Annotated in this window: 20 protein-coding genes; 15 read left to right on the top strand and 5 right to left on the bottom strand. The window is 43.7% G+C overall.

What is annotated here, in order from left to right:
- Positions 1-13 precede the first annotated feature (13 nt).
- The 12 genes from ACOSVQ_RS14415 to ACOSVQ_RS14470 all read left to right on the top strand — a co-directional run bounded on the left by ACOSVQ_RS14415 (position 14) and on the right by ACOSVQ_RS14470 (position 12,650).
- A complete protein-coding gene (locus ACOSVQ_RS14415) occupies positions 14-523 on the top strand; it encodes an OmpH/Skp family outer membrane protein (RefSeq protein ID WP_491983215.1) in 510 nt (169 codons plus the stop codon).
- Between the two features lie 31 nt (positions 524-554).
- Positions 555-1,589, top strand: a complete 1,035-nt coding sequence (gene lpxD / locus ACOSVQ_RS14420; RefSeq protein WP_491983216.1) for a UDP-3-O-(3-hydroxymyristoyl)glucosamine N-acyltransferase — start codon at positions 555-557, stop codon at positions 1,587-1,589.
- A gap of 126 nt (positions 1,590-1,715) precedes the next feature.
- Positions 1,716-2,147: a 3-hydroxyacyl-ACP dehydratase FabZ gene (gene fabZ, locus ACOSVQ_RS14425; RefSeq protein WP_491983281.1), complete on the top strand. Its 432-nt coding sequence runs from the start codon at positions 1,716-1,718 to the stop codon at positions 2,145-2,147.
- A 1-nt stretch (position 2,148) separates the two neighbouring features.
- Positions 2,149-2,937 carry an acyl-ACP--UDP-N-acetylglucosamine O-acyltransferase gene (lpxA, locus tag ACOSVQ_RS14430; RefSeq protein WP_491983217.1) on the top strand — a complete coding sequence of 263 codons (789 nt, stop codon included), beginning with the start codon at positions 2,149-2,151 and terminating at the stop codon, positions 2,935-2,937.
- A 123-nt stretch (positions 2,938-3,060) separates the two neighbouring features.
- Positions 3,061-4,212, top strand: a complete 1,152-nt coding sequence (lpxB, locus tag ACOSVQ_RS14435) for a lipid-A-disaccharide synthase (RefSeq protein ID WP_491983218.1) — start codon at positions 3,061-3,063, stop codon at positions 4,210-4,212.
- Between the two features lie 19 nt (positions 4,213-4,231).
- Positions 4,232-4,858, top strand: a complete 627-nt coding sequence (gene rnhB, locus ACOSVQ_RS14440; protein ID WP_491983282.1) for a ribonuclease HII — start codon at positions 4,232-4,234, stop codon at positions 4,856-4,858.
- A gap of 76 nt (positions 4,859-4,934) precedes the next feature.
- Positions 4,935-8,414, top strand: coding sequence for a DNA polymerase III subunit alpha (dnaE, locus tag ACOSVQ_RS14445; protein WP_491983219.1), 3,480 nt, complete (start codon positions 4,935-4,937; stop codon positions 8,412-8,414).
- A gap of 45 nt (positions 8,415-8,459) precedes the next feature.
- Entirely contained in the window at positions 8,460-9,419 is a 960-nt protein-coding gene (gene accA, locus ACOSVQ_RS14450) for an acetyl-CoA carboxylase carboxyl transferase subunit alpha (RefSeq protein ID WP_491983220.1), read from the top strand.
- Positions 9,420-9,602: 183 nt separating this feature from the next.
- On the top strand, positions 9,603-10,907 hold the full coding sequence (gene tilS / locus ACOSVQ_RS14455; protein ID WP_491983221.1) for a tRNA lysidine(34) synthetase TilS: 1,305 nt from the start codon (positions 9,603-9,605) through the stop codon (positions 10,905-10,907).
- A gap of 71 nt (positions 10,908-10,978) precedes the next feature.
- Positions 10,979-11,290, top strand: coding sequence for a c-type cytochrome (locus tag ACOSVQ_RS14460; RefSeq protein WP_491983222.1), 312 nt, complete (start codon positions 10,979-10,981; stop codon positions 11,288-11,290).
- A gap of 81 nt (positions 11,291-11,371) precedes the next feature.
- A complete protein-coding gene (glnB, locus tag ACOSVQ_RS14465) occupies positions 11,372-11,710 on the top strand; it encodes a nitrogen regulatory protein P-II (RefSeq protein WP_042480092.1) in 339 nt (112 codons plus the stop codon).
- 85 nt (positions 11,711-11,795) lie between these two features.
- Positions 11,796-12,650, top strand: a complete 855-nt coding sequence (locus ACOSVQ_RS14470) for an endonuclease/exonuclease/phosphatase family protein (RefSeq protein WP_491983223.1) — start codon at positions 11,796-11,798, stop codon at positions 12,648-12,650.
- Positions 12,651-12,662: 12 nt separating this feature from the next.
- On the opposite strand, the gene ACOSVQ_RS14475 is transcribed toward ACOSVQ_RS14470, so the two are convergent.
- The 3 genes from ACOSVQ_RS14475 to gloB form a co-directional block, all read right to left on the bottom strand.
- On the bottom strand, positions 12,663-13,349 hold the full coding sequence (locus tag ACOSVQ_RS14475; protein ID WP_491983224.1) for a YIP1 family protein: 687 nt from the start codon (positions 13,347-13,349) through the stop codon (positions 12,663-12,665).
- Positions 13,346-14,920: a lytic transglycosylase gene (locus ACOSVQ_RS14480; protein WP_491983225.1), complete on the bottom strand. Its 1,575-nt coding sequence runs from the start codon at positions 14,918-14,920 to the stop codon at positions 13,346-13,348. Before ACOSVQ_RS14480 ends, ACOSVQ_RS14475 begins: the two co-directional genes overlap by 4 nt.
- Before the next feature lie 72 nt (positions 14,921-14,992).
- Positions 14,993-15,751 carry a hydroxyacylglutathione hydrolase gene (gene gloB / locus ACOSVQ_RS14485; RefSeq protein WP_491983226.1) on the bottom strand — a complete coding sequence of 253 codons (759 nt, stop codon included), beginning with the start codon at positions 15,749-15,751 and terminating at the stop codon, positions 14,993-14,995.
- 37 nt (positions 15,752-15,788) lie between these two features.
- Between gloB and ACOSVQ_RS14490 the strand changes: the two genes are divergently transcribed.
- Complete coding sequence (locus ACOSVQ_RS14490; protein WP_491983227.1) at positions 15,789-16,523, top strand: methyltransferase domain-containing protein; 735 nt, start codon at positions 15,789-15,791, stop codon at positions 16,521-16,523.
- Positions 16,524-16,525: 2 nt separating this feature from the next.
- On the opposite strand, the gene rnhA is transcribed toward ACOSVQ_RS14490, so the two are convergent.
- Positions 16,526-16,990, bottom strand: coding sequence for a ribonuclease HI (gene rnhA / locus ACOSVQ_RS14495; protein WP_165312071.1), 465 nt, complete (start codon positions 16,988-16,990; stop codon positions 16,526-16,528).
- Between the two features lie 56 nt (positions 16,991-17,046).
- Here rnhA and dnaQ point away from each other — a divergent pair, with 56 nt between their 5' ends.
- Positions 17,047-17,790 (top strand): DNA polymerase III subunit epsilon, encoded by a 744-nt coding sequence (gene dnaQ, locus ACOSVQ_RS14500; protein WP_491983228.1) that lies wholly within the window; start codon positions 17,047-17,049, stop codon positions 17,788-17,790.
- Between the two features lie 24 nt (positions 17,791-17,814).
- Positions 17,815-19,065 (top strand): TIGR03503 family protein, encoded by a 1,251-nt coding sequence (locus ACOSVQ_RS14505; protein ID WP_491983229.1) that lies wholly within the window; start codon positions 17,815-17,817, stop codon positions 19,063-19,065.
- 67 nt (positions 19,066-19,132) lie between these two features.
- Here the strand turns inward: ACOSVQ_RS14505 and fadE are convergent, their stop codons facing one another.
- Positions 19,133-21,577, bottom strand: a complete 2,445-nt coding sequence (gene fadE / locus ACOSVQ_RS14510; protein ID WP_491983230.1) for an acyl-CoA dehydrogenase FadE — start codon at positions 21,575-21,577, stop codon at positions 19,133-19,135.
- Positions 21,578-21,580 lie beyond the last annotated feature (3 nt).

Below are 21,580 nucleotides of genomic sequence, written 5' to 3' on the forward strand. Positions count from 1 at the left end.
AGAGGAAAGTATTTTGAAAAATATGATCAAAGCTGCAGGTGTTAGTCTTCTTGTTCTTAGCACATCAATGTTTGCAAATGCAGCTGAAGCCGCGCAAAAAGTTGGTTACATCAATACTGCTCAAGTATTCCAAGCGTTGCCACAACGTGAAGTTGTGTTGCAAAAAATGAAAGCTGAATTTGAAGATAAAGCGGCTGAGCTACAAAGTATTCAAGCTCAGGCTAAGACTAAAATTGAGAAACTTAAGCGTGACTCTTCTCTAATGAGCCAAGAAGAAGTTGAAAAACTTCGTATCGAAATTGGTCAGCTAGACAGTACTTACAAAATCAAAGCTCAAGCTTTAGATAAGGCGTCTGCGCAGCGTGAAGCGGAAGAAAAACAAAAGTTATTCCACGTTATCCAAGATGCAGTTAAAAAAGTGGCAGAGAAAGAAGGCTACGATATGATTATTGATATCAGCGCTATGCAATACGGTAAGCCTGAATTCAATATTTCAGAAAAAGTAATCAAAGCAATCAAATAATTAGCTCTTATAGACAAAATAGCATTTAAACATGAAAACACTGACTTTAGCTGAATTAGCAGCAATTACTGGCGGTGAGTTATTCGGTGACAGCAATGCAGTTGTTCATCGTGTAGCTCCTATGGATAGTGCACAAGAAGGTGATGTGACTTTCTTGTCGAATCCGAAGTACAGCAAACACTTGGCTGAATCAAAAGCGACAGTGTTGATGGTGAAAGAGTCAGAGCGTTCGCTGTGTCCATCTAATGTTTTGGTTGTTGCAGATCCTTATGTTGCTTTTGCAAAGGTAGCACAAGCTCTAGACTTAACTCCTGCTCCAGCATCAAATGGCGTAGCACCAAGTGCAGTTGTTGCTGAAGACGTTGTTATGGGAACTAACGTATCAATTGGTGCCAATGCTGTTATTGAGTCTGGAGTTCAGTTGGGTGACAACGTGGTAATTGGTGCGGGTTGTTTTATTGGTAAAAATGCCAAGTTGGGCAATAACACCAAGTTATGGGCAAACGTGAGCGTCTACCACGATGTGCAAATCGGCAGCGATTGCTTAATTCAATCCAGTACTGTGATTGGTTCAGACGGTTTTGGTTACGCTAACGAACGTGGTGAGTGGATTAAAATTCCACAAATTGGTTCGGTTAAAATTGGTAACCGCGTAGAAATCGGTGCTTGTACTACTATCGACCGTGGTGCATTAGACGATACCGTTATCGAAGACAATGTAATCTTAGATAACCAACTTCAAATCGCGCATAACGTGCACATCGGATATGGTACAGCTATGGCTGGTGGTACAGTTGTCGCTGGAAGCACTCATATTGGTAAGTACTGCATTATCGGTGGTGCGACAGTTATTAATGGCCATATTAAGATCGTTGATGGTGTTACCATCACGGGTATGGGCATGGTAATGCGCAGCATTGAAGAGAAGGGGATGTACTCTTCTGGTATCCCTTTGCAACCAAATAAAGAGTGGCGTAAGACTGCAACTCGTGTTCATCGAATTGATGAGATGAACAAGCGTCTTAAAGAAGTTGAAAAGCAATTGGCGCAAAAAAACGACGCTTAATGGCATATTTTACAGACCTTTGTCGATAAGGCTCGCAAAGTGCGAGTCTTTTTCGTCTATAATGCCGAAAGATTTTTTGAAAATTTTATGAATAGGAATATGACTTTGACTACTGAAAAGAAAACGATGAATATCACCGAAATTCAGGAGCTACTTCCTCATCGCTATCCGTTTTTGCTGATTGATCGCGTAACAGATTACGAAGAAGGCAAATATCTCGTTGGCCTTAAAAACGTTTCAGTTAATGAACCTCAATTTACTGGTCATTTCCCACAGCTGCCGATTTTCCCAGGCGTACTGATTCTTGAAGCTATGGCTCAGGCAACGGGTCTTCTGGCGTTTAAATCTTTTGGTGCTTCAAAAGAGAACGAGCTGTACTACTTTGCTAGCATTGATAACGCAAAATTCCGTAAACCAGTGGTTCCTGGTGACCAACTGGTTATCGAAGTAGAATTCTTAAAAGAACGTCGTGGTATCGCGCTGTTTAATGGTGTAGCGAAAGTTGACGGCGACGTAGTGTGTTCTGCTGAACTAAAATGTGCACGTAGAGAGTTTTAAGATGATTCACGAAACAGCGCAAATTCATCCAAGCGCAGTTGTTGAAGACGGCGCGGTGATTGGTGCTAACGTAACGGTTGGCCCTTTTACTTACATCACTTCTGGCGTGACAATTGGCGACAATACTGAAGTGATGTCTCACGTTGTTATTAAAGGTAATACGGTTATCGGTAAAGAAAACCGTATTTTCCCGCATGCCGTGATTGGCGAAGAGAACCAAGACAAAAAGTATGGTGGTGAAGATACCACTGTGGTTATCGGTGACCGTAACGTGATTCGCGAAGCGGTACAAATTCATCGTGGTACAGTGCAAGATAAAGCAACGACTGTGGTGGGTAATGACAACCTACTTTGTGTTAACGCTCATATTGCTCATGACTGTGTGGTTGGCAACAATACTCACATTGGTAATAACGCCATCCTAGGTGGTCATGTAACTGTCGAAGATAATGCTGGTGTGATGGCACTATCTGCGATTCACCCATTCTGTACAGTTGGTGCTTATGCTTACGTTGGCGGCTGTTCAGCCGTTGTTCAAGACGTTCCTGCGTACGTACTTGCACAAGGTAACCACGCAACACCATTCGGCTTAAACCTTGTAGGCTTGAAGCGCAACGGTTTTGAAAAAGCAGAAATTCGTGCAATTCAAAAAGCTTACAAAGAAATTTACCGTTCAGGTAAAACTCAAACAGAAGTATTGCCTGTACTGAAAGAAATGGCACAAGAGTGGCCAGCTGTTGAACGTTTTGTTTCCATTCTGGAAAAAACGGAACGTGGCATCATTCGTTAATTTGCGATTGATCTGACCATTGGAAAAGATCGCAGCTTAGAGGCTGCGGTCTTTTTGTGTTTTAAGGGTATTCACTTTCAAAGACTTAGAACACATTCTTGCAACTACTTAAAGGCTAAAAATATGTCTGAAGCGAGAAAGCCGCTGCGTATTGGTATTGTTGCCGGTGAAATGTCTGGTGATACCTTAGGTGAAGGCTTCATTAAAGCAATTAAACAGCAATATCCTGATGCTGAGTTTGTGGGCATTGGTGGGCCGAAAATGATGGCTCAAGGATGTCAGTCTCTGTTTGATATGGAAGAGCTATCCGTAATGGGCTTGGTTGAAGTACTAGGTCGCTTATCTCGATTGCTGAAAGTAAAAGCTGAATTAGTAAAGTACTTCACTGATAACCCACCAGATGTGTTTGTTGGTATCGATGCTCCTGACTTCAACCTGCGCCTTGAGTTAGACCTAAAAAATGCAGGAATCAAAACTGTACATTACGTTAGTCCATCAGTTTGGGCTTGGCGTCAAAAACGTATTTTTAAAATTGAAGCCGCGACAAACCTTGTTTTAGCATTTTTGCCGTTTGAAAAAGCCTTTTATGACAAGTTTAATGTGCCTTGTGAATTTATCGGTCATACATTGGCCGACTCAATCCCGCTGCAAAACGAAAAATTGCCTGCGCAAGAATTGCTTGGTTTAGACTCTTCTCGTCGTTGGTTGGCTGTATTGCCGGGAAGCCGTGGTGGTGAGATGAAAATGCTTGCTCAGCCATTTATAGAAACCTGTAAGAAACTGCGAGAGAAATATCCGGACCTAGGATTTGTCGTTGCTCTTGTGAATCAAAAACGTAGAGAGCAGTTCGAAGCTGCTTGGAAAGAGGTCGCGCCTGAGCTTGATTTTGTTCTGGTAGACGATACTGCGCGCAATGTAATTACTGCTTCTGATGCGGTGCTTTTGGCTTCTGGAACGGTTGCGTTGGAATGTATGTTGCTTAAGCGCCCTATGGTTGTCGGCTATCGAGTTAATGCACTGACGTATTTCTTGGCAAAGCGTCTGGTGAAAACACCTTACGTATCGCTACCGAACATTCTCTCGGAACAAGAATTAGTGAAAGAGCTGTTGCAGAATGACTGTACCGTTGAGAACTTGGTTCATTATGTTAGCGAGCTTCTAGATGATGATAACCAACCAATGTTGGATAAGTTTGCTGAAATGCATCAGTGGATTCGCAAAGGTGCTGATGAACAAGCCGCACATGCCGTGTTGAAGCTAATTGGGAAAGAATGAAATGGCAGTTACAAAGAAAATGGCAGCGACAAAAAAAGTGGTAAAAGAACTTCCACCATTTGATATTCCACAAGGCTACCAATTTATTGCTGGTGTTGATGAAGTTGGTCGAGGACCATTGGTCGGTGATGTTGTGACAGCTGCAGTGATTTTAGACCCCAATAATCCGATAGAAGGATTAAACGATTCGAAGAAACTGAGCGAGAAAAAACGCCTTGCTTTGCTACCTGAAATCAAAGAAAAAGCGCTGGCGTGGTCAGTTGGTCGTTGCAGCCCAAGAGAAATCGATGAACTGAATATCTTTCAAGCTACTATGGTTGCGATGCAGCGTGCAGTCGAAGGATTGGGTATCAAACCAGATCTTGTTTTGATTGATGGGAATAAAGTACCTAAGTTGCCAATGGATTCTATCGCCGTAGTTAAAGGCGACCTACGTGTGGCACAAATCAGTGCTGCATCAATTATTGCCAAAGTAGTTCGTGACCAAGAAATGGAAGAGCTGGATAAAGAGTACCCGCAGTTCGGTTTTGCAAAACATAAAGGCTATCCGACTAAAGCACATTTTGAAGCAATTGAACAAAATGGAGTCATTGAGCAGCACCGTCGAAGTTTTGGACCAGTGAAACGTGCTTTAGGCTTGGAATAAGCCCTGCAATACCTTTTGTATTGACGTAGAATACCCATCAATAACAGCGAATTTCGAGTATCTAGGACAGAATTGAATGTCAGACCCTAAGTTTATCCACTTACGCATTCACAGTGATTTTTCCATGGTTGATGGCCTGTCGAAAGTGCCTCCTTTGGTTAAAAAAGTGGCTGAAATGGGCATGCCAGCGATGGCATTAACCGACTTTACCAACTTGTGTGGCTTAGTTAAGTTCTATGGCACTGCACACAACTGCGGAGTGAAGCCTATCATCGGTGCGGATTTCACCATGCGTTCTGAAGAGTTTGGTGATGAGCTGACGAAACTGACTATCCTAGCGAAAAATAACGTTGGTTATAAAAATCTTACACTCCTGATTTCAGAAGCCTACCTGCGTGGACATGTGCAGCACCAGCCGGTGCTTGATAAAGAGTGGTTAATCAAGTATGCCGAAGGTTTGATCATTTTGTCAGGCGGCAAGCAAGGCGAGATTGGTAAGGCTCTTCTTAAAGGTAATCAACCGCTGGTTGATAAATGCGTAGAGTTCTACCAGACCTACTTTACTGACCATTTCTACATTGAGCTGACTCGAACAGGGCGTGCCGACGAAGAAAGCTATCTTCACTTTGCGTTAGAGGTGGCTGAGAACGAAGGTATTCCTGTGGTTGCCACGAATGAAGTGGTATTTCTCACAGAAGAATTCTTTGAAGCACATGAAATTCGCGTAGCAATTCATGATGGTTTCACTCTAGAAGATCCTCGCAGGCCGAAACTCTACAGTCCTCAACAATACTTACGCTCAGAAGAAGAAATGTGCGAGTTATTCGCTGATATTCCTGAAGCTCTGCAAAACACCGTCGAGATAGCTAAACGATGTAACGTCACCGTTCGATTAGGTGAATATTTCCTTCCAGCATTCCCAACAGAGGGTATGTTGGAGACGGAGTATCTGGTTAAAAAATCAGAAGAAGGTTTGGAAGACCGTTTAGAATTCTTATTCCCCGATCCACAAGTGCGTGCTCAGCGTCGCCCTGAATATGATGAACGCCTGCAAGTTGAACTTGAAGTAATCAACAATATGGGTTTTCCCGGCTACTTCTTGATCGTAATGGAGTTCATTCAGTGGTCTAAGGATAACAACATTCCTGTAGGGCCAGGTCGTGGTTCTGGTGCCGGTTCGCTGGTGGCATATGCACTGAAAATCACCGATCTCGATCCATTAGAATATGACTTACTATTCGAACGATTTCTCAACCCAGAACGTGTATCTATGCCCGATTTCGACGTCGATTTCTGTATGGATAAGCGTGACCAAGTTATTGATCACGTTGCGGAAATGTATGGCCGAGATGCAGTATCACAGATCATTACTTTCGGTACTATGGCGGCCAAAGCGGTTATTCGTGACGTGGGGCGTGTGCTCGGGCATCCGTTCGGCTTTGTTGATCGCATTTCTAAGCTTATCCCGCCAGACCCAGGGATGACACTGGAAAAAGCGTTTAAAGCTGAGCCTGCATTGCCTGAGTTGTATAACTCTGATGAAGAAGTCAAAGAGCTGATCGATAAGTGCCGAATCTTAGAAGGCTGTACTCGAAATGCAGGTAAGCATGCTGGTGGCGTGGTAATTTCACCCACCACAATTACCGATTTTGCACCTATCTATGCTGATTCTGAAGGTAATTTCCCTGTTACTCAGTTTGATAAGAACGATGTTGAAACGGCTGGTTTGGTTAAGTTTGACTTCTTGGGTCTACGTACCTTAACCATTATCGACTGGGCATTGGGGTTGATTAACCCTCGAATGGCAAGAGAAGGGAAGGCTCCCGTACGAATTGAGTCGATTCCTTTAGATGATCCTGCATCTTTCCGAGTGTTGCAGAATTCAGAAACCACTGCGGTATTCCAGCTTGAATCTCGTGGTATGAAAGATCTGATCAAACGTCTTCAACCAGACTGTTTCGAAGATATCATCGCATTGGTGGCACTGTTCCGTCCGGGACCTCTGCAATCAGGCATGGTAGATAACTTTATCGACCGTAAACACGGCCGCGAAGCAATCTCTTATCCCGATGAAACGTGGCAGCATGAGTCTCTAAAAGAGACGCTTGAACCAACCTACGGCATTATCTTGTATCAAGAACAGGTAATGCAGATTGCTCAGATCTTAGCTGGCTATACTCTGGGCGGCGCAGATATGCTGCGTCGTGCGATGGGTAAGAAAAAACCAGAAGAGATGGCAAAGCAACGTGCAGTGTTTGAGGCGGGAGCGATCAAAAACGGCGTTGATGGCGAATTATCGATGAAAATCTTCGATCTTGTAGAGAAATTCGCTGGATATGGCTTTAACAAATCGCACTCTGCAGCCTATGCTTTAGTATCGTATCAAACACTGTGGCTAAAAACGCACTTCCCTGCTGAATTCATGGCAGCGGTAATGACCGCCGACATGGATAACACTGAGAAAGTCGTTGGTTTGGTGGATGAATGTATCCGCATGGGGCTTAAAGTGCTTCCGCCAGACATTAACTCGGGTTTATATCGTTTTAACGTCGATGAAACAGGAGCCATCGTGTATGGTATCGGCGCAATCAAAGGGGTAGGTGAAGGCCCAATTGAAGCGATACAAGAGGCGCGAGACAAAGGTGGTTACTTCAAAGACTTGTTTGATTTCTGTGCTCGTATTGACCTGAAAAGGGTGAACAAACGAGTGATAGAAAAACTGATTTTGGCTGGGGCTCTAGACAGATTAGGTCCACACCGCGCTGCTATGATGGCGTCATTGAATGATGCTGTGAAATCAGCGAGTCAACACCATCAGGCTGAAGCATTTGGTCAGGCTGACATGTTCGGTGTTCTGACAGATGCACCTGAAGAAGTTGAACAAAAATATACTCAAGTACCTGAGTGGCCAGAGAAAGTTTGGCTAGAAGGTGAGCGTGAAACTTTGGGGCTTTATTTGACAGGGCACCCAATTAACGCCTATTTGAAGGAACTTAATCGATATACAAGCTGTCGGTTAAATGAGGCAACACCGACACGCCGTGATCAATCGATAACGGTTGCGGGTTTAGTGATTGCTGCTCGTGTGATGACAACCAAACGTGGTACGCGCATTGGTCTGATGACTTTAGATGATCGTTCCGGTCGCATGGAGGTAATGTTATTCTCCGATGCCCTTGAACGGTATGCAGAATTGCTAGAAAAAGATAAAATTTTGGTCATTTCTGGACAGGTCAGCTTTGATGACTTCAATGGTGGCCTTAAAATGTCGGCGCGCGAAGTCATGGACATGGGCAGCGCACGTGAAAAATATGCCCGTGGCTTATCAATATCGATAGAACAATCTCAAATTGATGAGCAGTTTTTTGAGCGTTTTAGTGAAATACTTACGCCTCACCGAGCAGGAACGGTTCCTGTCAATGTATACTACCAGCGCCCTGATGCGCGAGCGCGTCTAGTACTTGGTACAGAATGGCGTGTCACACCTAGCGATACATTGTTAGACGAATTGCAACAGCTACTTGGCACAGATCAGGTAGAACTTGAATTTAACTAAAATTCAGCAAAGCCACAGGCAAGCTGAGTAAAAAAGGATAGGTAGATGAGCCTAAATTTTCTAGATTTTGAAAAACCAATTGCCGAACTTGAAGCTAAAATTCAGGCACTGCGTGACGTATCTCGTCACGGTGGTAACGACTCAGTTGACCTCGACAAAGAAATTGCACAACTAGAAAAGAAAAGCTTAGAGCTAAAAAAGAAAATTTTTGGTGACTTAGGTGCATGGCAAGTAGCGCAATTAGCGCGTCATCCAAAGCGTCCTTACACGCTTGATTACATTGAACATGTGTTTACTGAGTTTGATGAGCTTGCAGGTGACCGTGCTTATGCAGACGATAAAGCTATCGTGGGTGGTATCGCTCGTTTAGATGGTCGTCCTGTGATGATCATCGGTCATCAAAAAGGTCGTGAAACTCGCGAGAAAGTAAAACGCAACTTTGGTATGCCTAAACCAGAAGGTTACCGTAAAGCACTTCGCTTAATGGAAATGGCAGAACGTTTTAATATGCCGATCATTACTTTCATCGATACTGCAGGTGCATACCCAGGCGTTGGTGCAGAAGAACGTGGTCAGTCAGAAGCTATCGCTAAAAACTTGAAAGTGATGTCAGGTTTGAAAGTACCAGTAATCTGTAACGTTGTGGGTGAAGGTGGTTCAGGTGGCGCACTGGCAATCGGTGTGGGTGACTACGTGAATATGCTTCAGTACTCGACTTACTCTGTAATTTCTCCTGAAGGTTGTGCATCAATCTTATGGCGTGATTCTGATAAAGCACCTCAAGCAGCAGAAGCAATGGGTCTTGTTGCTCCTCGTCTGAAAGAGCTTGATCTAATTGATGAAATTATTGAAGAGCCTCTAGGTGGTGCACATCGCAACCATGAACAGATGGCCGCAAATATGAAAGCAACGCTACTTCGTCAGTTAGCAGATCTAGATACTTTGGATAAAGACTCTCTGCTAGAGCGTCGTTACCAACGTCTACTAAGCTATGGTTACTGCTAATCGGTTACTGTTAATCGGTTGCTGCCAATCAGCTGTGCAGGCTCATTGTTGAACTGGCAAAAACTTTACTGATTTAATAAAGGGTTGGATTGATTCCAACCCTTTTTGTTTTCCCGTCTTAACGATAGACTTACACTTAATTTAAGATTCATTCTGTTCTTCTTACTATCTGACTACCCAATTATGCTGGATTTGTACTCACATTTTTGCCAACAGCTAGAACTATACTCATCTCGACGCTTTGTCCTCGCCTTGAGTGGTGGCGCAGATTCTCGCGTGTTGCTTGAGCTTCTAGCTCGGTATCGTAATCAAACGGGATCGTCAGTGAGTGCTGTTCATGTCCATCATGGATTGAGTAAGAATGCCGATCATTGGGCTGAATGCTGTCAGTTATGGTGTGATGATGCCAGTGTGCCGCTTAATATTGAACATGTTCGGTTGGACTTAGAATGTGGAGAGAGTGTTGAAAAACTTGCTCGTGATGCTCGATATGATGTTTTAGCTAAGTATGTAAGTAACAATGATGTGTTGCTATTAGGGCAGCATGCAGATGATCAAATCGAGACTTTTTTGCTGGCACTTAAACGTGGTAGCGGACCGAAAGGTTTGTCGTCTATGGCTTTATCCGCACCATTTTCAGATGGAATGATGTTGAGACCTCTGTTAACGGTTAAACGTGCAGAGATAGAAGCTTTTGCTGTGGTAAATAAACTGACTTGGGTTACTGATGAAAGTAATGATGATGTTCGTTACGAGCGCAACTTTATTCGCCATCAAATTACGCCTGTTTTGAACGAAAGGTGGCCATCGATTCATCAAGCTGTTCAGCGCAGTGCTGAATTATGTGCAGAACAGCAAGCGTTGCTCGAAGAGCTATTGCAAGATGAATTATCAGACTCTCTGCACTCAGATGGCAGTATCTGCATTGATATCCTGAATAAAAAAAGTGATGGGGTGCGTAGGCAGCTTATCCGTCAGTGGTTAGCAAAGCATCAAATGTTGATGCCGAGTCGTCAGCATACAGAGATGATCTGGCGGGAAGTTGCATTCGCTGTAGTTGATGCCAACCCAAAATTAAAATTGAATGGTCATGAGATTCGTCGTTTTGATAATCGTCTATATTGTGTGAAAGAGCATCGAGATATTTCTGGATGGAAAAGCTCTGTCGTTTTTGAACAAACATTGTCGCTGCCGGATGAGTTGGGTTCTCTGTTGCTGACTAAGCAAGGAGGCGGTGATATTTGTTTACCGGATAAGGTAGATGATCTATGGATCAGCTTTAATCCGGAAGGATTGAGTTCTTGCCCTGTGGGGCGAGCTGGCTCAAGAAAGATGAAAAAGTTGTTTCAAGAGTACAGCGTACCAAGCTGGTTAAGACGTAGAACACCGATACTCATGTATCAAGATAAAGTGGTCGCGGTAGCAAATTTGTTTGTTGATCGTGATTTCAGTGGGCAAGATTGCACGCTGATTTGGGACAAGTACTAAGTTTCATGCCAAAATTAACCCTAGTTATAGAAGTGATATAAAAAGAAAATTCAATCACATAAGGAAGAGCAATGAATAAACTAGCAGTGAGTGTTGTTTTAGGTCTTGGGCTTCTAGCGGGTAATGCAGTCGCTGGAGATGTAGCAGCTGGAAAAGCAAAATCAGCAGTATGTGCAGCTTGTCATGGTGCGGATGGTATTGCAGTCATTCCTGGATATCCAAACCTTAAAGGTCAAAGCGAGCAATATATCGTGTCCTCTATCAAAGCATATAAAGCAGGGCAGCGTACTGGCGGACTTGCTCCTGTAATGCAAGCTCAAGCATCGTTGTTAAATGATGCGGATATCGCTAACTTAGCGGCTTACTACGCAAGCTTGAAATAAACGTAAACCGACTTAATTATTTGATTGTTTTCAAGGGCTAGCGGATAATGCCTACCATTGATACAAGTTTAAGGGATGAACATGAAAAAAATTGAAGCCATTATTAAGCCATTTAAACTCGATGATGTTCGTGAAGCGTTAGCTGAAGTGGGTATTACGGGTATGACGGTATCTGAAGTTAAAGGCTTTGGTCGTCAGAAAGGTCACACTGAACTGTATCGTGGCGCTGAATACATGGTCGATTTCTTGCCGAAAGTGAAGCTGGAAATCGTTGTCAACGAAGATGTTGTTGATCAATGTGTCGATACCATTATCGAAACGGCCCAAACTGGCAAAATCGGTGATGGTAAAATCTTCATCACTGACGTTGAGCGTGTTATCCGTATTCGTACTGGCGAAGAAGACGAAGACGCAGTTTAAGCTGTTTTACGAGAAGAGGAGCGAATGCTCCTTTTTTTATATCTACCTTTTTCCTTTCAGGTGCTCACTTCCACGTACTTAGATCATGAAAAAACGTTACTTACTCGTCATTATCTTGCTTGGATTGTTCACGTTAGTCACTTCAGGTCACAAGCTGATTTTCAACATTCCAGATGCTCCTCAATTGGTTACTGTTAGCGAGAACAGCTCAGGCGAGCCGCTTGTTTGCTTTTATGATGACGACGCAGCTTATCTGGATAAACAAGGTGAGCTTGGATTGCTGGTATGGAACATCTACAAGCAAAGCAGAGATTCGTGGAACTCAGAACTCACTCGATTAAGTGATAGTGCTCAGCTGCTGTTGATGCAAGAAGCTAGTTTGAGTGCTGATTTCAGATCTTGGATTTTTAAACACGGATGGGAAGGTAATCAGGTTAACGCGTTTAAAGTAATGGGTGAGTCGGCGGGCGTTATTAATCTTGCCAGAACCACCCCGAGCCTAGCCTGTGGTTATACCGAGATGGAGCCTTGGCTGAGACTTCCGAAATCGGGTATTTATGCTCAATACCCTTTAAGTAATGGTCAACAACTCGCTGTGGTGAATTTGCATGCCGTGAACTTCACTTATGGTACTAATGAATACCAACTTCAGCTGCAAGCACTGGCGAGCGAACTAAGTAAACATACAGGGCCAATTATCGTTGCAGGTGACTTTAACAGTTGGAGCGAAGCAAGATTGAGCGTGATGAAGCAAGTTCTTACTTCTCTGGGGCTTAGAGAGGTTAGTTTCACTCCCGACTATAGAGTGCGTTTTTTAACGGGCTTACCGTTGGATCATGTTTTCTATCGAGGCTTAAACCTCAAAAACGCAGAAGCGCCCGAATCGGACGCTTCTGATCATAACCCATTGCTCGTTCGCTTTAGCCTATTACGATATTAGCCCAGAGCAATTTTAGCCTAAAGCAATACTGATAGCCCAAATGCCGTAGTATGCTACCCAAGGTAAAGTCGCAATCACTAGTGCTTGTGCACGCTCAATTTGAGTCCAAGTGATGACTGCTGCGTAGCCAAGGAAAATATACCAAGGTAGAAGTAGTGGAAATGAGCTGGCAAATTGAGACCAAGAGTTGGTCAATGGCAGCTTGATTAAGCCATTCACACTATTCAAATCAGCCGCGTAGCTCATTACCTGTCCATGTTTTAACAACAGGCTAGCGTAACTTGCTAAATCACCGATCACCGCAGGGAAAATGATCGCAGAGCTTGCTGCAAACCATTTCCAGAAACCTAACTTTGTGTTGCCTTGACGAGTCGCAAGGTTAAACCACAATGCTAAAAGAATGATAGTTAGGGTTCGTCCCATCACATCACTGATGATTTCACTGGCGAGCAGAGTGTCAGCTTCGAGCAGTATCAGTAGGTCTGGATTAGTTACTTCCATCTGAGCAGATAAGCCCGCTTTAAGCCATTCGAAATCAACGTTTGCGAAATAAGCTCCCCAGAATAGAAATGGTGTGATCATCAAAACGATAAAGGGTTGCCAGCCCCATGCACTTCTGTCGTAAAGTGCGGCAAAGCAATCTTGCGGTGAACGGAAAATGTCCAACAGCAGAGTTAAAGGATTACTGGACGGGTTCATACACTGACCTTAGTAACATCTACATAGAGTTTTAAGTTCTGACCTGGTTTCAGGTACTTGTTATTCGACAAGTCATTCCATTTTACTATGTCTGATGTTTTCACTTTAAACTTGCTAGCGATATCACTGAGGGTATCGCCATTACGCACTTTATAGAAAACGGTACGGATTATTGCTCCATCGGTGTTATTTTTCCAAATTACCAATTTTTGTCCGATGCGAAGCGTATCTCTAGGCCCCATTCCATTCCATTTCGCCAGAGAACCAGTTGATACGTTGTGCTTGCGAGCAATTGTCCAAAGATTGTCACCGCTTGCGACGGTGTGAGTGAACTTGTATTTGCCTCTAGAGATAGATTGCGTTTTCTCAAGGCGATTATTTGCGCTTAACACATACGTTTTTTCATCTTTCACTGAGGTCGGAATCATCAAGTATTGACCCACTCGAATAGAGTTGTTTGAAAGATTATTCGCAGTTTGAATTACTTTGGCTGTGGTATTGTGATGTGCAGCGATAACGCTCAGGCTATCCCCACTTTTTACTTTGTAGCGAACTAGCTTCATTCCTTCACCGCGATGTTTTGCCGCGTTTTCAAGGAAAGTATCGGCTTTATCTACAGGTAAAAGTAACTGGAATGGCCCATCTGGTGCAGTCGCCCATTGATTATAAGCTGGGTTGTAGCTCTGAAGCTCTTTAACATCCAAACCCGCGTATTTTGCCGCGATAGCAAGATCTAACTGTTCTTTAGGATCGACTAATTTCAGTACGGGTTTATTAGCAATAGCTGGGAGTTCAATTCCGTATTTCTCTTGATTTGCGATAATGTCAGCCAATGCGAGTAGTTTTGGCACATAACCACTAGTCTCTTCTGGTAAATCGAGAGAGAAGAAATCGATAGGTTTACCTAAGCTTTTGTTTTTACGAATCGCACTGGAAACTCGACCGCCGCCACTATTATAAGCCGCGATGGCGTGTTGCCAGTCACCATCAAAACGTTTACTTAAATTGGTTAAATAAGTAAGAGCGGCATCGGTAGAAGCATCGACGTCACGACGTCCGTCATACCAAAAGTTTTGCTCAAGACCGTACATTTTCCCAGTCGCAGGAACGAACTGCCAAAGTCCGGCGGCACTACCATGCGAATAAGCAAAGGCATCAAACGCGCTTTCAACAATTGGCAAAAGGGCTAATTCTAGCGGTAAGCCTCTTTGCTCAATTTTCTCTGTAATAAGGTATAAGAAAGGTTCTGCGCGCTCAGCCACTTTTTGTAAATGGCTAGGGTGTTTCAAGTACCACGTTCGGTAGTAATCGATGGATTTCTGCTTTGGAATACCCATGCTAAGTTGCATGGCAATACGTTGCCAGACATCTTCTTGCTCTTGAGGCGAGATAACAACAGGTTCAACAACCTGTTTAACGGGTACAGGTTTCGAAGATACCTTTGGTTTCTTTGTGACTTGTTGTTGAGGTGCGGTGACTTCAACCTCGTCAGGTGCTGTTTGTTCTGCTGTCTGATTAAGTTGGCACCCCGCCAATAGGAGAGCCAACAGACAGCTGGTTTGTACTCGCATGCAAAACAATCTTTTCAATAAATGGCTGGAGATAATACTTGCCTATTTATTACCCTGACAAGTGGCAAATTCCTAAAAATCGTTTTTCCACTCGCGTAATGCTGTAAATATTGATATAGGATCATTTTGCGCGGTTCGATTTGCTACCGACTTGATTACACTGGCTTCTCTGGTACGTAAGAAAGGGTTTATCCATTTTTCCTTTCGTAAGGTGGTTGGAATCGTCGGTTTATTTTGTGCGCGTAAACGAATTACTTCATCACGATAAATTTGTAACTGTTCGTTATGGGGTTCAACGGCAATAGCAAATGCAATGTTGCTCGCGGTGTATTCATGAGCGCAATACACTTCCGTTTCTTCTGGTAACGCTTGGATTTTTTCCAGAGATGTATACATCTGCTCCATCGTGCCTTCAAACACTCGTCCGCAGCCACCAGAGAAAAGCACATCACCACAGAACAGTTTGCCATCTCCTGCATAACCTATATGCCCGAGTGTATGTCCCGGTAATCCCAATACCCAAAAACGTTCACCAAACAGCTCAATTTGATCACCGCCAGAAACATTCTGCGTTAAATGAGGAACGTGTTCATGAGTTGGGCCAATGATTTCAATATCTGGGTAGTGCTTTGCCAGTTCTCGTATGCCACCCGTATGATCATTGTGATGGTGAGTGATTAATATCGTTTCCAATATGAGTTCATGTTGCTCCAAATAAGCTAGTACTGGACTTGCATCGCCAGGATCGACAACAGCGCAACGGTTGTCGTTATTTTGAATCAGCCAGATGTAATTATCGTTAAATGCAGGTATGCTTTTGATCTGTAACATGAGTTGTCTCCAGTCACCTTGGTGAAGCGGGTTAGCGATGAAACCAGCACGCAGCGAAAAAAAATTTGAGAAACCTCATTCTTGGTCTCAATTGAAAAATGGTCAATGGGTCAGTGAGTCTATCCAAACACGGCTCGATGAGTGGTGCCCGAAACTCTTTGGTTATCATATGTTAAAACTGGGTGGCTTGAGTTGTGAGCTTGCCAGTTGTAACTGCAACATTCAACACCAAGTCAATCTTGATATAGAAAATCCATTGCATACCGTGATTGCTGATGGATTTGATTTACCTTTCTTCGAGAAAAGCATAGACGCTGCAATCCTTGCTCACCAATTGGATTACTGTAATGACCCACACCGAATGCTGCGTGAGGTCGATAGAGTGTTGATTGATGATGGCTATATGATCATCACCGGTTTTAATCCGATAAGTTTTACAGGTCTTGCGAGTTTAATGCCTTGGCGAAAAAACAATTTGCCTTGGAGTGGAAGAATGTTCACCCCGAATCGTATTAAGGACTGGTTAGGGCTGTTGAATTATCAGGTCATTGAATGTGAGCAATATGCTCTGTTTCCAATGCAAAAATACCGTACTTTCTGGACTTGGTTGGAAAACAGTAGGGGTGATGTTGGATCAACGTTTTGCAGTTTGTATTTTATTGTCGCTCGTAAGCGTACCTATCCACTAAAACCTATTAAGCCACATTGGCGTTTGAAACGGCGTCTTTCTCCGGTTGGAGTGAACTACCGTATCAAACATCAAGAAAAATAACCTTACTCGGGCTGATAGCCTGTATCTTCTTCGGTTGGGTTTTCAGCCGCTACACGAGCAAGCTCATCACACATTTCATTTTCTCTGTGTCCTGCATGACCTTTTACCCAATGCCACTCGACCTGATGACGTGCCGTTTCATGATCCAGTGCTTGCCAGAGATCGGCATTTTTTACTGGTTTATTGGCAGAGGTTTTCCAGTTACGTTTCTTCCAGTTGTGGATCCACTGAGTGATACCTTGGCGTACGTACTGACTATCAGTGGTTAAAATAACGTGACAAGGCTCTTTGAGTGTTTGCAGTGCAACAACGGCTGCAAGCATTTCCATTCTGTTGTTCGTCGTTAGCTTATAGCCTTTGGCAAGTGTCTTTTCGTTGTTCTTATAACGAAGAACGACTCCATAACCACCTGGGCCTGGATTGCCTAAACACGATCCATCAGTGAAAATTTCCACCTGTTTCTTCATGATTTGATACTATTGGGTTACGCACACATTTGGCATAGTCTGACATATATATCCTGATGAATACTAGCAGCAATTCTGAATACGACCGTATTGTGGTTCTCGATACTGAAACCACAGGTATGAACCTAGAAGGCGGTCCACATTACGAAGGTCACCGAATCATTGAAATCGGTGCAGTAGAGATCGTGAACCGGAAACTCACAGGGCGTCACTTTCACGTTTATCTAAAGCCCGATAGAAAAATCCAAGATGAGGCTGTTGAAGTTCACGGTATCACGGATGAGTTTTTGGTCGATAAACCTGAATATCATGATGTCCATGAAGAATTCCTTGATTTCATAAAAGACGCAGAGTTAGTTGCACACAACGCGCCCTTCGACGTTGGCTTCATGGATTATGAGTTTTCGAAATTAGGCGGAAGTTCGCTTAAAACCGAACAGATCTGCAAAATCACCGATACCCTTGCCATGGCAAAGAAAATCTTTCCGGGCAAGCGCAACAACTTGGACATTCTATGTGAACGCTATGGCATAGATAACTCGCACCGAACGCTCCACGGGGCTTTGCTCGATGCCGAGATTCTTGCTGATGTGTACTTATTGATGACTGGTGGACAAACGTCACTTCAATTTAACGCTGGTGCACAAAGTGATGGCACGACAGGTGCAGGATCGATTAAACGAGTAGAAAGTGGACGAAAAGCACTAAAGGTATTGATGGCATCCGCCGATGAATTAGAAGCGCATCAAGAACGTTTAGATTTAGTCGCCAAGAGTGGCTCTTGTCTTTGGCGTCAATAAGAGTGGTCTATTTTAGGAGATGATATGTTGAGGATTGGTATTGCCCTTTTGGGGCTCCTCTTGAGTTTGAATACTTTCGCTAGCCGCGAATCCTCACTTTCTTTGTTAGATAACCGATTTCGTGTTGACCCTACCATCACTCAAATTACGTTTGTCATCTACCGAGAGCAAGGTTCTCAACCTGTGGTTTTGGTGCGCCCTGATGGTAAGAAGTATTACGCTACACGTAATCCAGATAATGTCCGTTGGTATCAAGAGCCGACGATGGACATCATCTCTATCGACAATCCTATGCCGGGGCCTTGGCAAGCCATTGGTAAGGTATCACCTAGAAACAATGTAAAGCTCATATCACATCTTCAGCTAACCTCTGATACGTTTCCAAGCCGAATTTATCATGGTGAGGAGATGAAATTTACCGCTCGTTTAACGTCTGAAGACAAGCCGTTACTGCTTAAAGATTTTCTCGATAGAGTGAACCTCAAGGTCACTTTTCGTAAATATATTGAAGATGAAGAGAGTTTAGTCAAAGAGGCTCGTCCAGTACCTACTGTTATTGGTGAGTTTGCCGATGATGGTCGAGAGTTGGATGAAAAACCGGGCGACGGTGTTTTTACTGTTAAGCTCAATATTACTCCAGAACCAGGTAAGTATAAGGTCAGAATTACTTCGGGAAATGGCGTGTTTTTACGCGCTCTTGAGCAAGAAGTTCTTGTCTATCCTTCGCCTCTATCATCGAGCTTTATTCAGTCTCGCGTGGCAAATGAGCCGCATCAAGTCGTTATTAGTGGTGAGCAAGGTATGATAGAGCCCGGCTCGCTTGCTGCGCATATTCGCCACGAAATGCCGGACAAGAAACAGTTCCAAGTCGAAGGGGTTGCAGAGTCAGAATCGTTAAAGATGACACTCACCATTCCTTATGATGGCGATTTAGGAAACTACGCTTGGGAAGGTGGCGTTTATGCAACCGACCTTGCGTCCAAACGTCCGCTTTATTTCCCAATAAAAGAAAGCACATACAGTGTGGTTCAGGAGATCGATCTTGAGCAAGCTCGTTTAATGCAAGAAGCTGAAGCTGAGCAACGTCGTAAAATCGCTCAAGAAGAGCTGCTGCAGAAGGTGAGAGAAGAGCGACGTACGCAATACATCATTTATATCTCTATCGGTAACGTGGTGGTAATTATACTTGCGCTGGTAGGATGGTTCTTTATGCGTAAGTTCAAAGCTCGCAAGGAAATGCTTCCTGAAATGCAGCTCAATATGCCAAAGAAATAGTAACGGCAGATATCGAAGTCATAAGAAAAGGGAGGTTAACCTCCCTTTTTTACGTTTGGGCTGTTGATTAAGCCACTTGTTCTAGTTTTGTTTTTGTTTTCTTTGCTGCTAGTTCTGACGGTGTAAAGTCATCGACATTAATGGTGTACAGACGGTGGCTTTCGGCTTCAATTAGTAGTTCAGCCTCTTGCTCATTAATGATCTTGTTTGCTAATCCCTCTGCTGCAATCTTATCAAGTTGAGTGAATGGGTAGCGTTTATCAAGTGCTTTACACACTTTATTGAATATTGGTTCTGCTTGAAGAACCACACTCAATGCCAGTTCTATCCTGCCTGCAGGGTTATGTGCTGTAGGTGCCAAGTACTGGTAGCGACCAAGGCGAGAGCGGGTTGCACTTGGTGTCTGTAGAATTTGCGCCAGTTTGCTATCCAATTTGTCATTTGGTCCTTTACGAACACGGCCGAAAGGTAGAATTAAAACTCTTAACACTTTAGCGATGGCTGAATTCGGGAAGTTTGCAAGGAACTCATCAATGGCTACTTCAGTTTGTTTTAAGCTGTCTTGTAGACCCCAATGAACCAGTGGCAAATCCTCTACTGGACGATCGTCATTCTCAAAACGTTTTAGCGTCGCAGAGCTCATATAAAGTTGGCTTAAAATATCACCCAGACGAGCAGATAAACGCTCTTTACGTTTTAGTGACCCACCTAACACAGCCATAGAAATGTCTGCCAACAGAGCTAGGTTTGCACTGTAGCGGTTGAGTTGTTGGTAGTAACGCTGAGTTGCGTCTTTGGTTGGTGAATAAGAACCTAAACCATCCGTTAAACCTAACCAAATACTGCGAATCAAGTTGCTGGTGGTAAAGCTTACGTGGCCAGCTAATGCACTATCAAACTGTTCAACAGCATTAGAGCTTTCAGAGTGTGCAGCTTCCATTTCTTTTAGTACGTATGGATGGCAACGAATTGCACCCTGACCAAAGATAATCATTGAACGAGTCAGAATATTTGCACCTTCAACGGTAATTGCAATAGGTGAGCCTTGGTAACCTCTTGCTAAGAAGTTCGAAGGGCCTAAACAGATACCTTTGCCGCCAACAATGTCCATCGCATCAATGATTGAGCGTTGGCCACGGTGAGTACAGTGATATTTCACAATCGCAGAGATAACAGAAGGTTTTTCTCCTAAATCGATACCTGCCACTGTCAAATTGCTCGCGGCATCCATCACATAAGAGTTACCAGCGAGACGAGCTAATGGCTCTTCGATGCCTTCCATTTGACCAATAGGTTGTTTAAATTGACGACGGATTCGAGCGTAAGCACCCGTTGCCAATGCTGCGGTTTTTGTTCCGCCTGTTGAATTTGAAGGTAGCGTAATACCACGACCAACCGATAGACATTCAACCAACATTCTCCAACCTTGGCCTGCCATGTCTGGTCCACCAATGATGAAATCGAGTGGAACAAAAATATCATTACCGCGAGTTGGACCATTTTGGAACGGAACATTCAATGGGAAGTGGCGATTACCAATTTCCACACCTTTTAGATTGGTTGGGATTAGTGCACAAGTGATGCCTATATCTTCTTTATCACCCAGCAGGTGTTCAGGGTCTTGAAGTTTGAACGCCAAGCCAAGTACGGTAGCGACAGGTGCTAACGTAATGTAACGTTTGTTCCAAGTCAGTCTCATACCCAGAACTTCTTTACCTTCCCATTCACCTTTGCATACAACGCCAAAATCTGGAATTGAGCCTGCATCAGAACCCGCTTCAGGGCTGGTTAACGCGAAACATGGAATTTCTTTGCCTTGAGCTAGGCGAGGTAAGTAGTAATCTTGTTGTTCTTTTGTTCCGTAGTGTTGTAGCAGTTCACCTGGGCCTAATGAGTTAGGCACGCCTACGGTGGAAGAAAGCACACCAGATACGCCTGTTAGCTTTTGTAATACTAGAGATTGTGCGTAAGCCGAAAACTCTAAGCCACCGTATTTTTTCTTGATAATCATGGCGAAGAATTTGTTGTCTTTCAGATACTGCCAAACCTCAGGAGGAAGATCCGCCAGTTCGTGGGTCACTTGATAGTCATTGACCATTGCACAGACTTTATTGACTGGGCCTTCAAGGAAGGCACGTTCTTCTTCACTCAGTTGTGGTGCTGGGATGTCGTGCAGTTGTTGCCAGTTTGGTTTGCCTTTGAACAGCTCAGCTTCCCACCATACCGTACCAGCATCCAGTGCTTCTTTTTCTGTTTGAGACATAGCAGGAAGTACTTTCTTAAATACTTTTAGTGCTTTACCGCTTATCACTGATTGGCGAATCGAAGGAACAGTGAAAAGTGCAATCGCTGCTAAATATAGACTCCAGCCTATGATGCCCACAGGACCGAACAATGAGAGCACTAACATGGTGATGGTTAGCGCAACGAGTGATACGAACAACGAAGTTCTGTGATACAAGCAAGCGCTTAGTACCGCGAAGAACCCAAGTGTAGAGAGCAAGATGTCCATGTT

It is taken from the genome of Vibrio sp. HM8-C, assembly GCF_058630515.1.

What these genes read in the sequence shown, in the direction of transcription:
- rnhB (WP_491983282.1), top strand. Translation starts at nt 4,232, where the DNA reads ATGGCAGCGACAAAAAAAGTGGTAAAAGAACTTCCACCATTTGATATT.
- fabZ (WP_491983281.1), top strand. Translation starts at nt 1,716, where the DNA reads ATGAATATCACCGAAATTCAGGAGCTACTTCCTCATCGCTATCCGTTT.
- fadE (WP_491983230.1), bottom strand. Translation starts at nt 21,577, where the DNA reads ATGGACATCTTGCTCTCTACACTTGGGTTCTTCGCGGTACTAAGCGCT.
- rnhA (WP_165312071.1), bottom strand. Translation starts at nt 16,990, where the DNA reads ATGAAGAAACAGGTGGAAATTTTCACTGATGGATCGTGTTTAGGCAAT.
- gloB (WP_491983226.1), bottom strand. Translation starts at nt 15,751, where the DNA reads ATGTTACAGATCAAAAGCATACCTGCATTTAACGATAATTACATCTGG.
- glnB (WP_042480092.1), top strand. Translation starts at nt 11,372, where the DNA reads ATGAAAAAAATTGAAGCCATTATTAAGCCATTTAAACTCGATGATGTT.
- dnaQ (WP_491983228.1), top strand. Translation starts at nt 17,047, where the DNA reads ATGAATACTAGCAGCAATTCTGAATACGACCGTATTGTGGTTCTCGAT.
- ACOSVQ_RS14470 (WP_491983223.1), top strand. Translation starts at nt 11,796, where the DNA reads ATGAAAAAACGTTACTTACTCGTCATTATCTTGCTTGGATTGTTCACG.
- lpxA (WP_491983217.1), top strand. Translation starts at nt 2,149, where the DNA reads ATGATTCACGAAACAGCGCAAATTCATCCAAGCGCAGTTGTTGAAGAC.
- dnaE (WP_491983219.1), top strand. Translation starts at nt 4,935, where the DNA reads ATGTCAGACCCTAAGTTTATCCACTTACGCATTCACAGTGATTTTTCC.
- ACOSVQ_RS14505 (WP_491983229.1), top strand. Translation starts at nt 17,815, where the DNA reads ATGTTGAGGATTGGTATTGCCCTTTTGGGGCTCCTCTTGAGTTTGAAT.
- ACOSVQ_RS14480 (WP_491983225.1), bottom strand. Translation starts at nt 14,920, where the DNA reads ATGCGAGTACAAACCAGCTGTCTGTTGGCTCTCCTATTGGCGGGGTGC.
- ACOSVQ_RS14460 (WP_491983222.1), top strand. Translation starts at nt 10,979, where the DNA reads ATGAATAAACTAGCAGTGAGTGTTGTTTTAGGTCTTGGGCTTCTAGCG.
- lpxD (WP_491983216.1), top strand. Translation starts at nt 555, where the DNA reads ATGAAAACACTGACTTTAGCTGAATTAGCAGCAATTACTGGCGGTGAG.
- accA (WP_491983220.1), top strand. Translation starts at nt 8,460, where the DNA reads ATGAGCCTAAATTTTCTAGATTTTGAAAAACCAATTGCCGAACTTGAA.
- lpxB (WP_491983218.1), top strand. Translation starts at nt 3,061, where the DNA reads ATGTCTGAAGCGAGAAAGCCGCTGCGTATTGGTATTGTTGCCGGTGAA.
- ACOSVQ_RS14475 (WP_491983224.1), bottom strand. Translation starts at nt 13,349, where the DNA reads ATGAACCCGTCCAGTAATCCTTTAACTCTGCTGTTGGACATTTTCCGT.
- tilS (WP_491983221.1), top strand. Translation starts at nt 9,603, where the DNA reads ATGCTGGATTTGTACTCACATTTTTGCCAACAGCTAGAACTATACTCA.
- ACOSVQ_RS14490 (WP_491983227.1), top strand. Translation starts at nt 15,789, where the DNA reads ATGAAACCAGCACGCAGCGAAAAAAAATTTGAGAAACCTCATTCTTGG.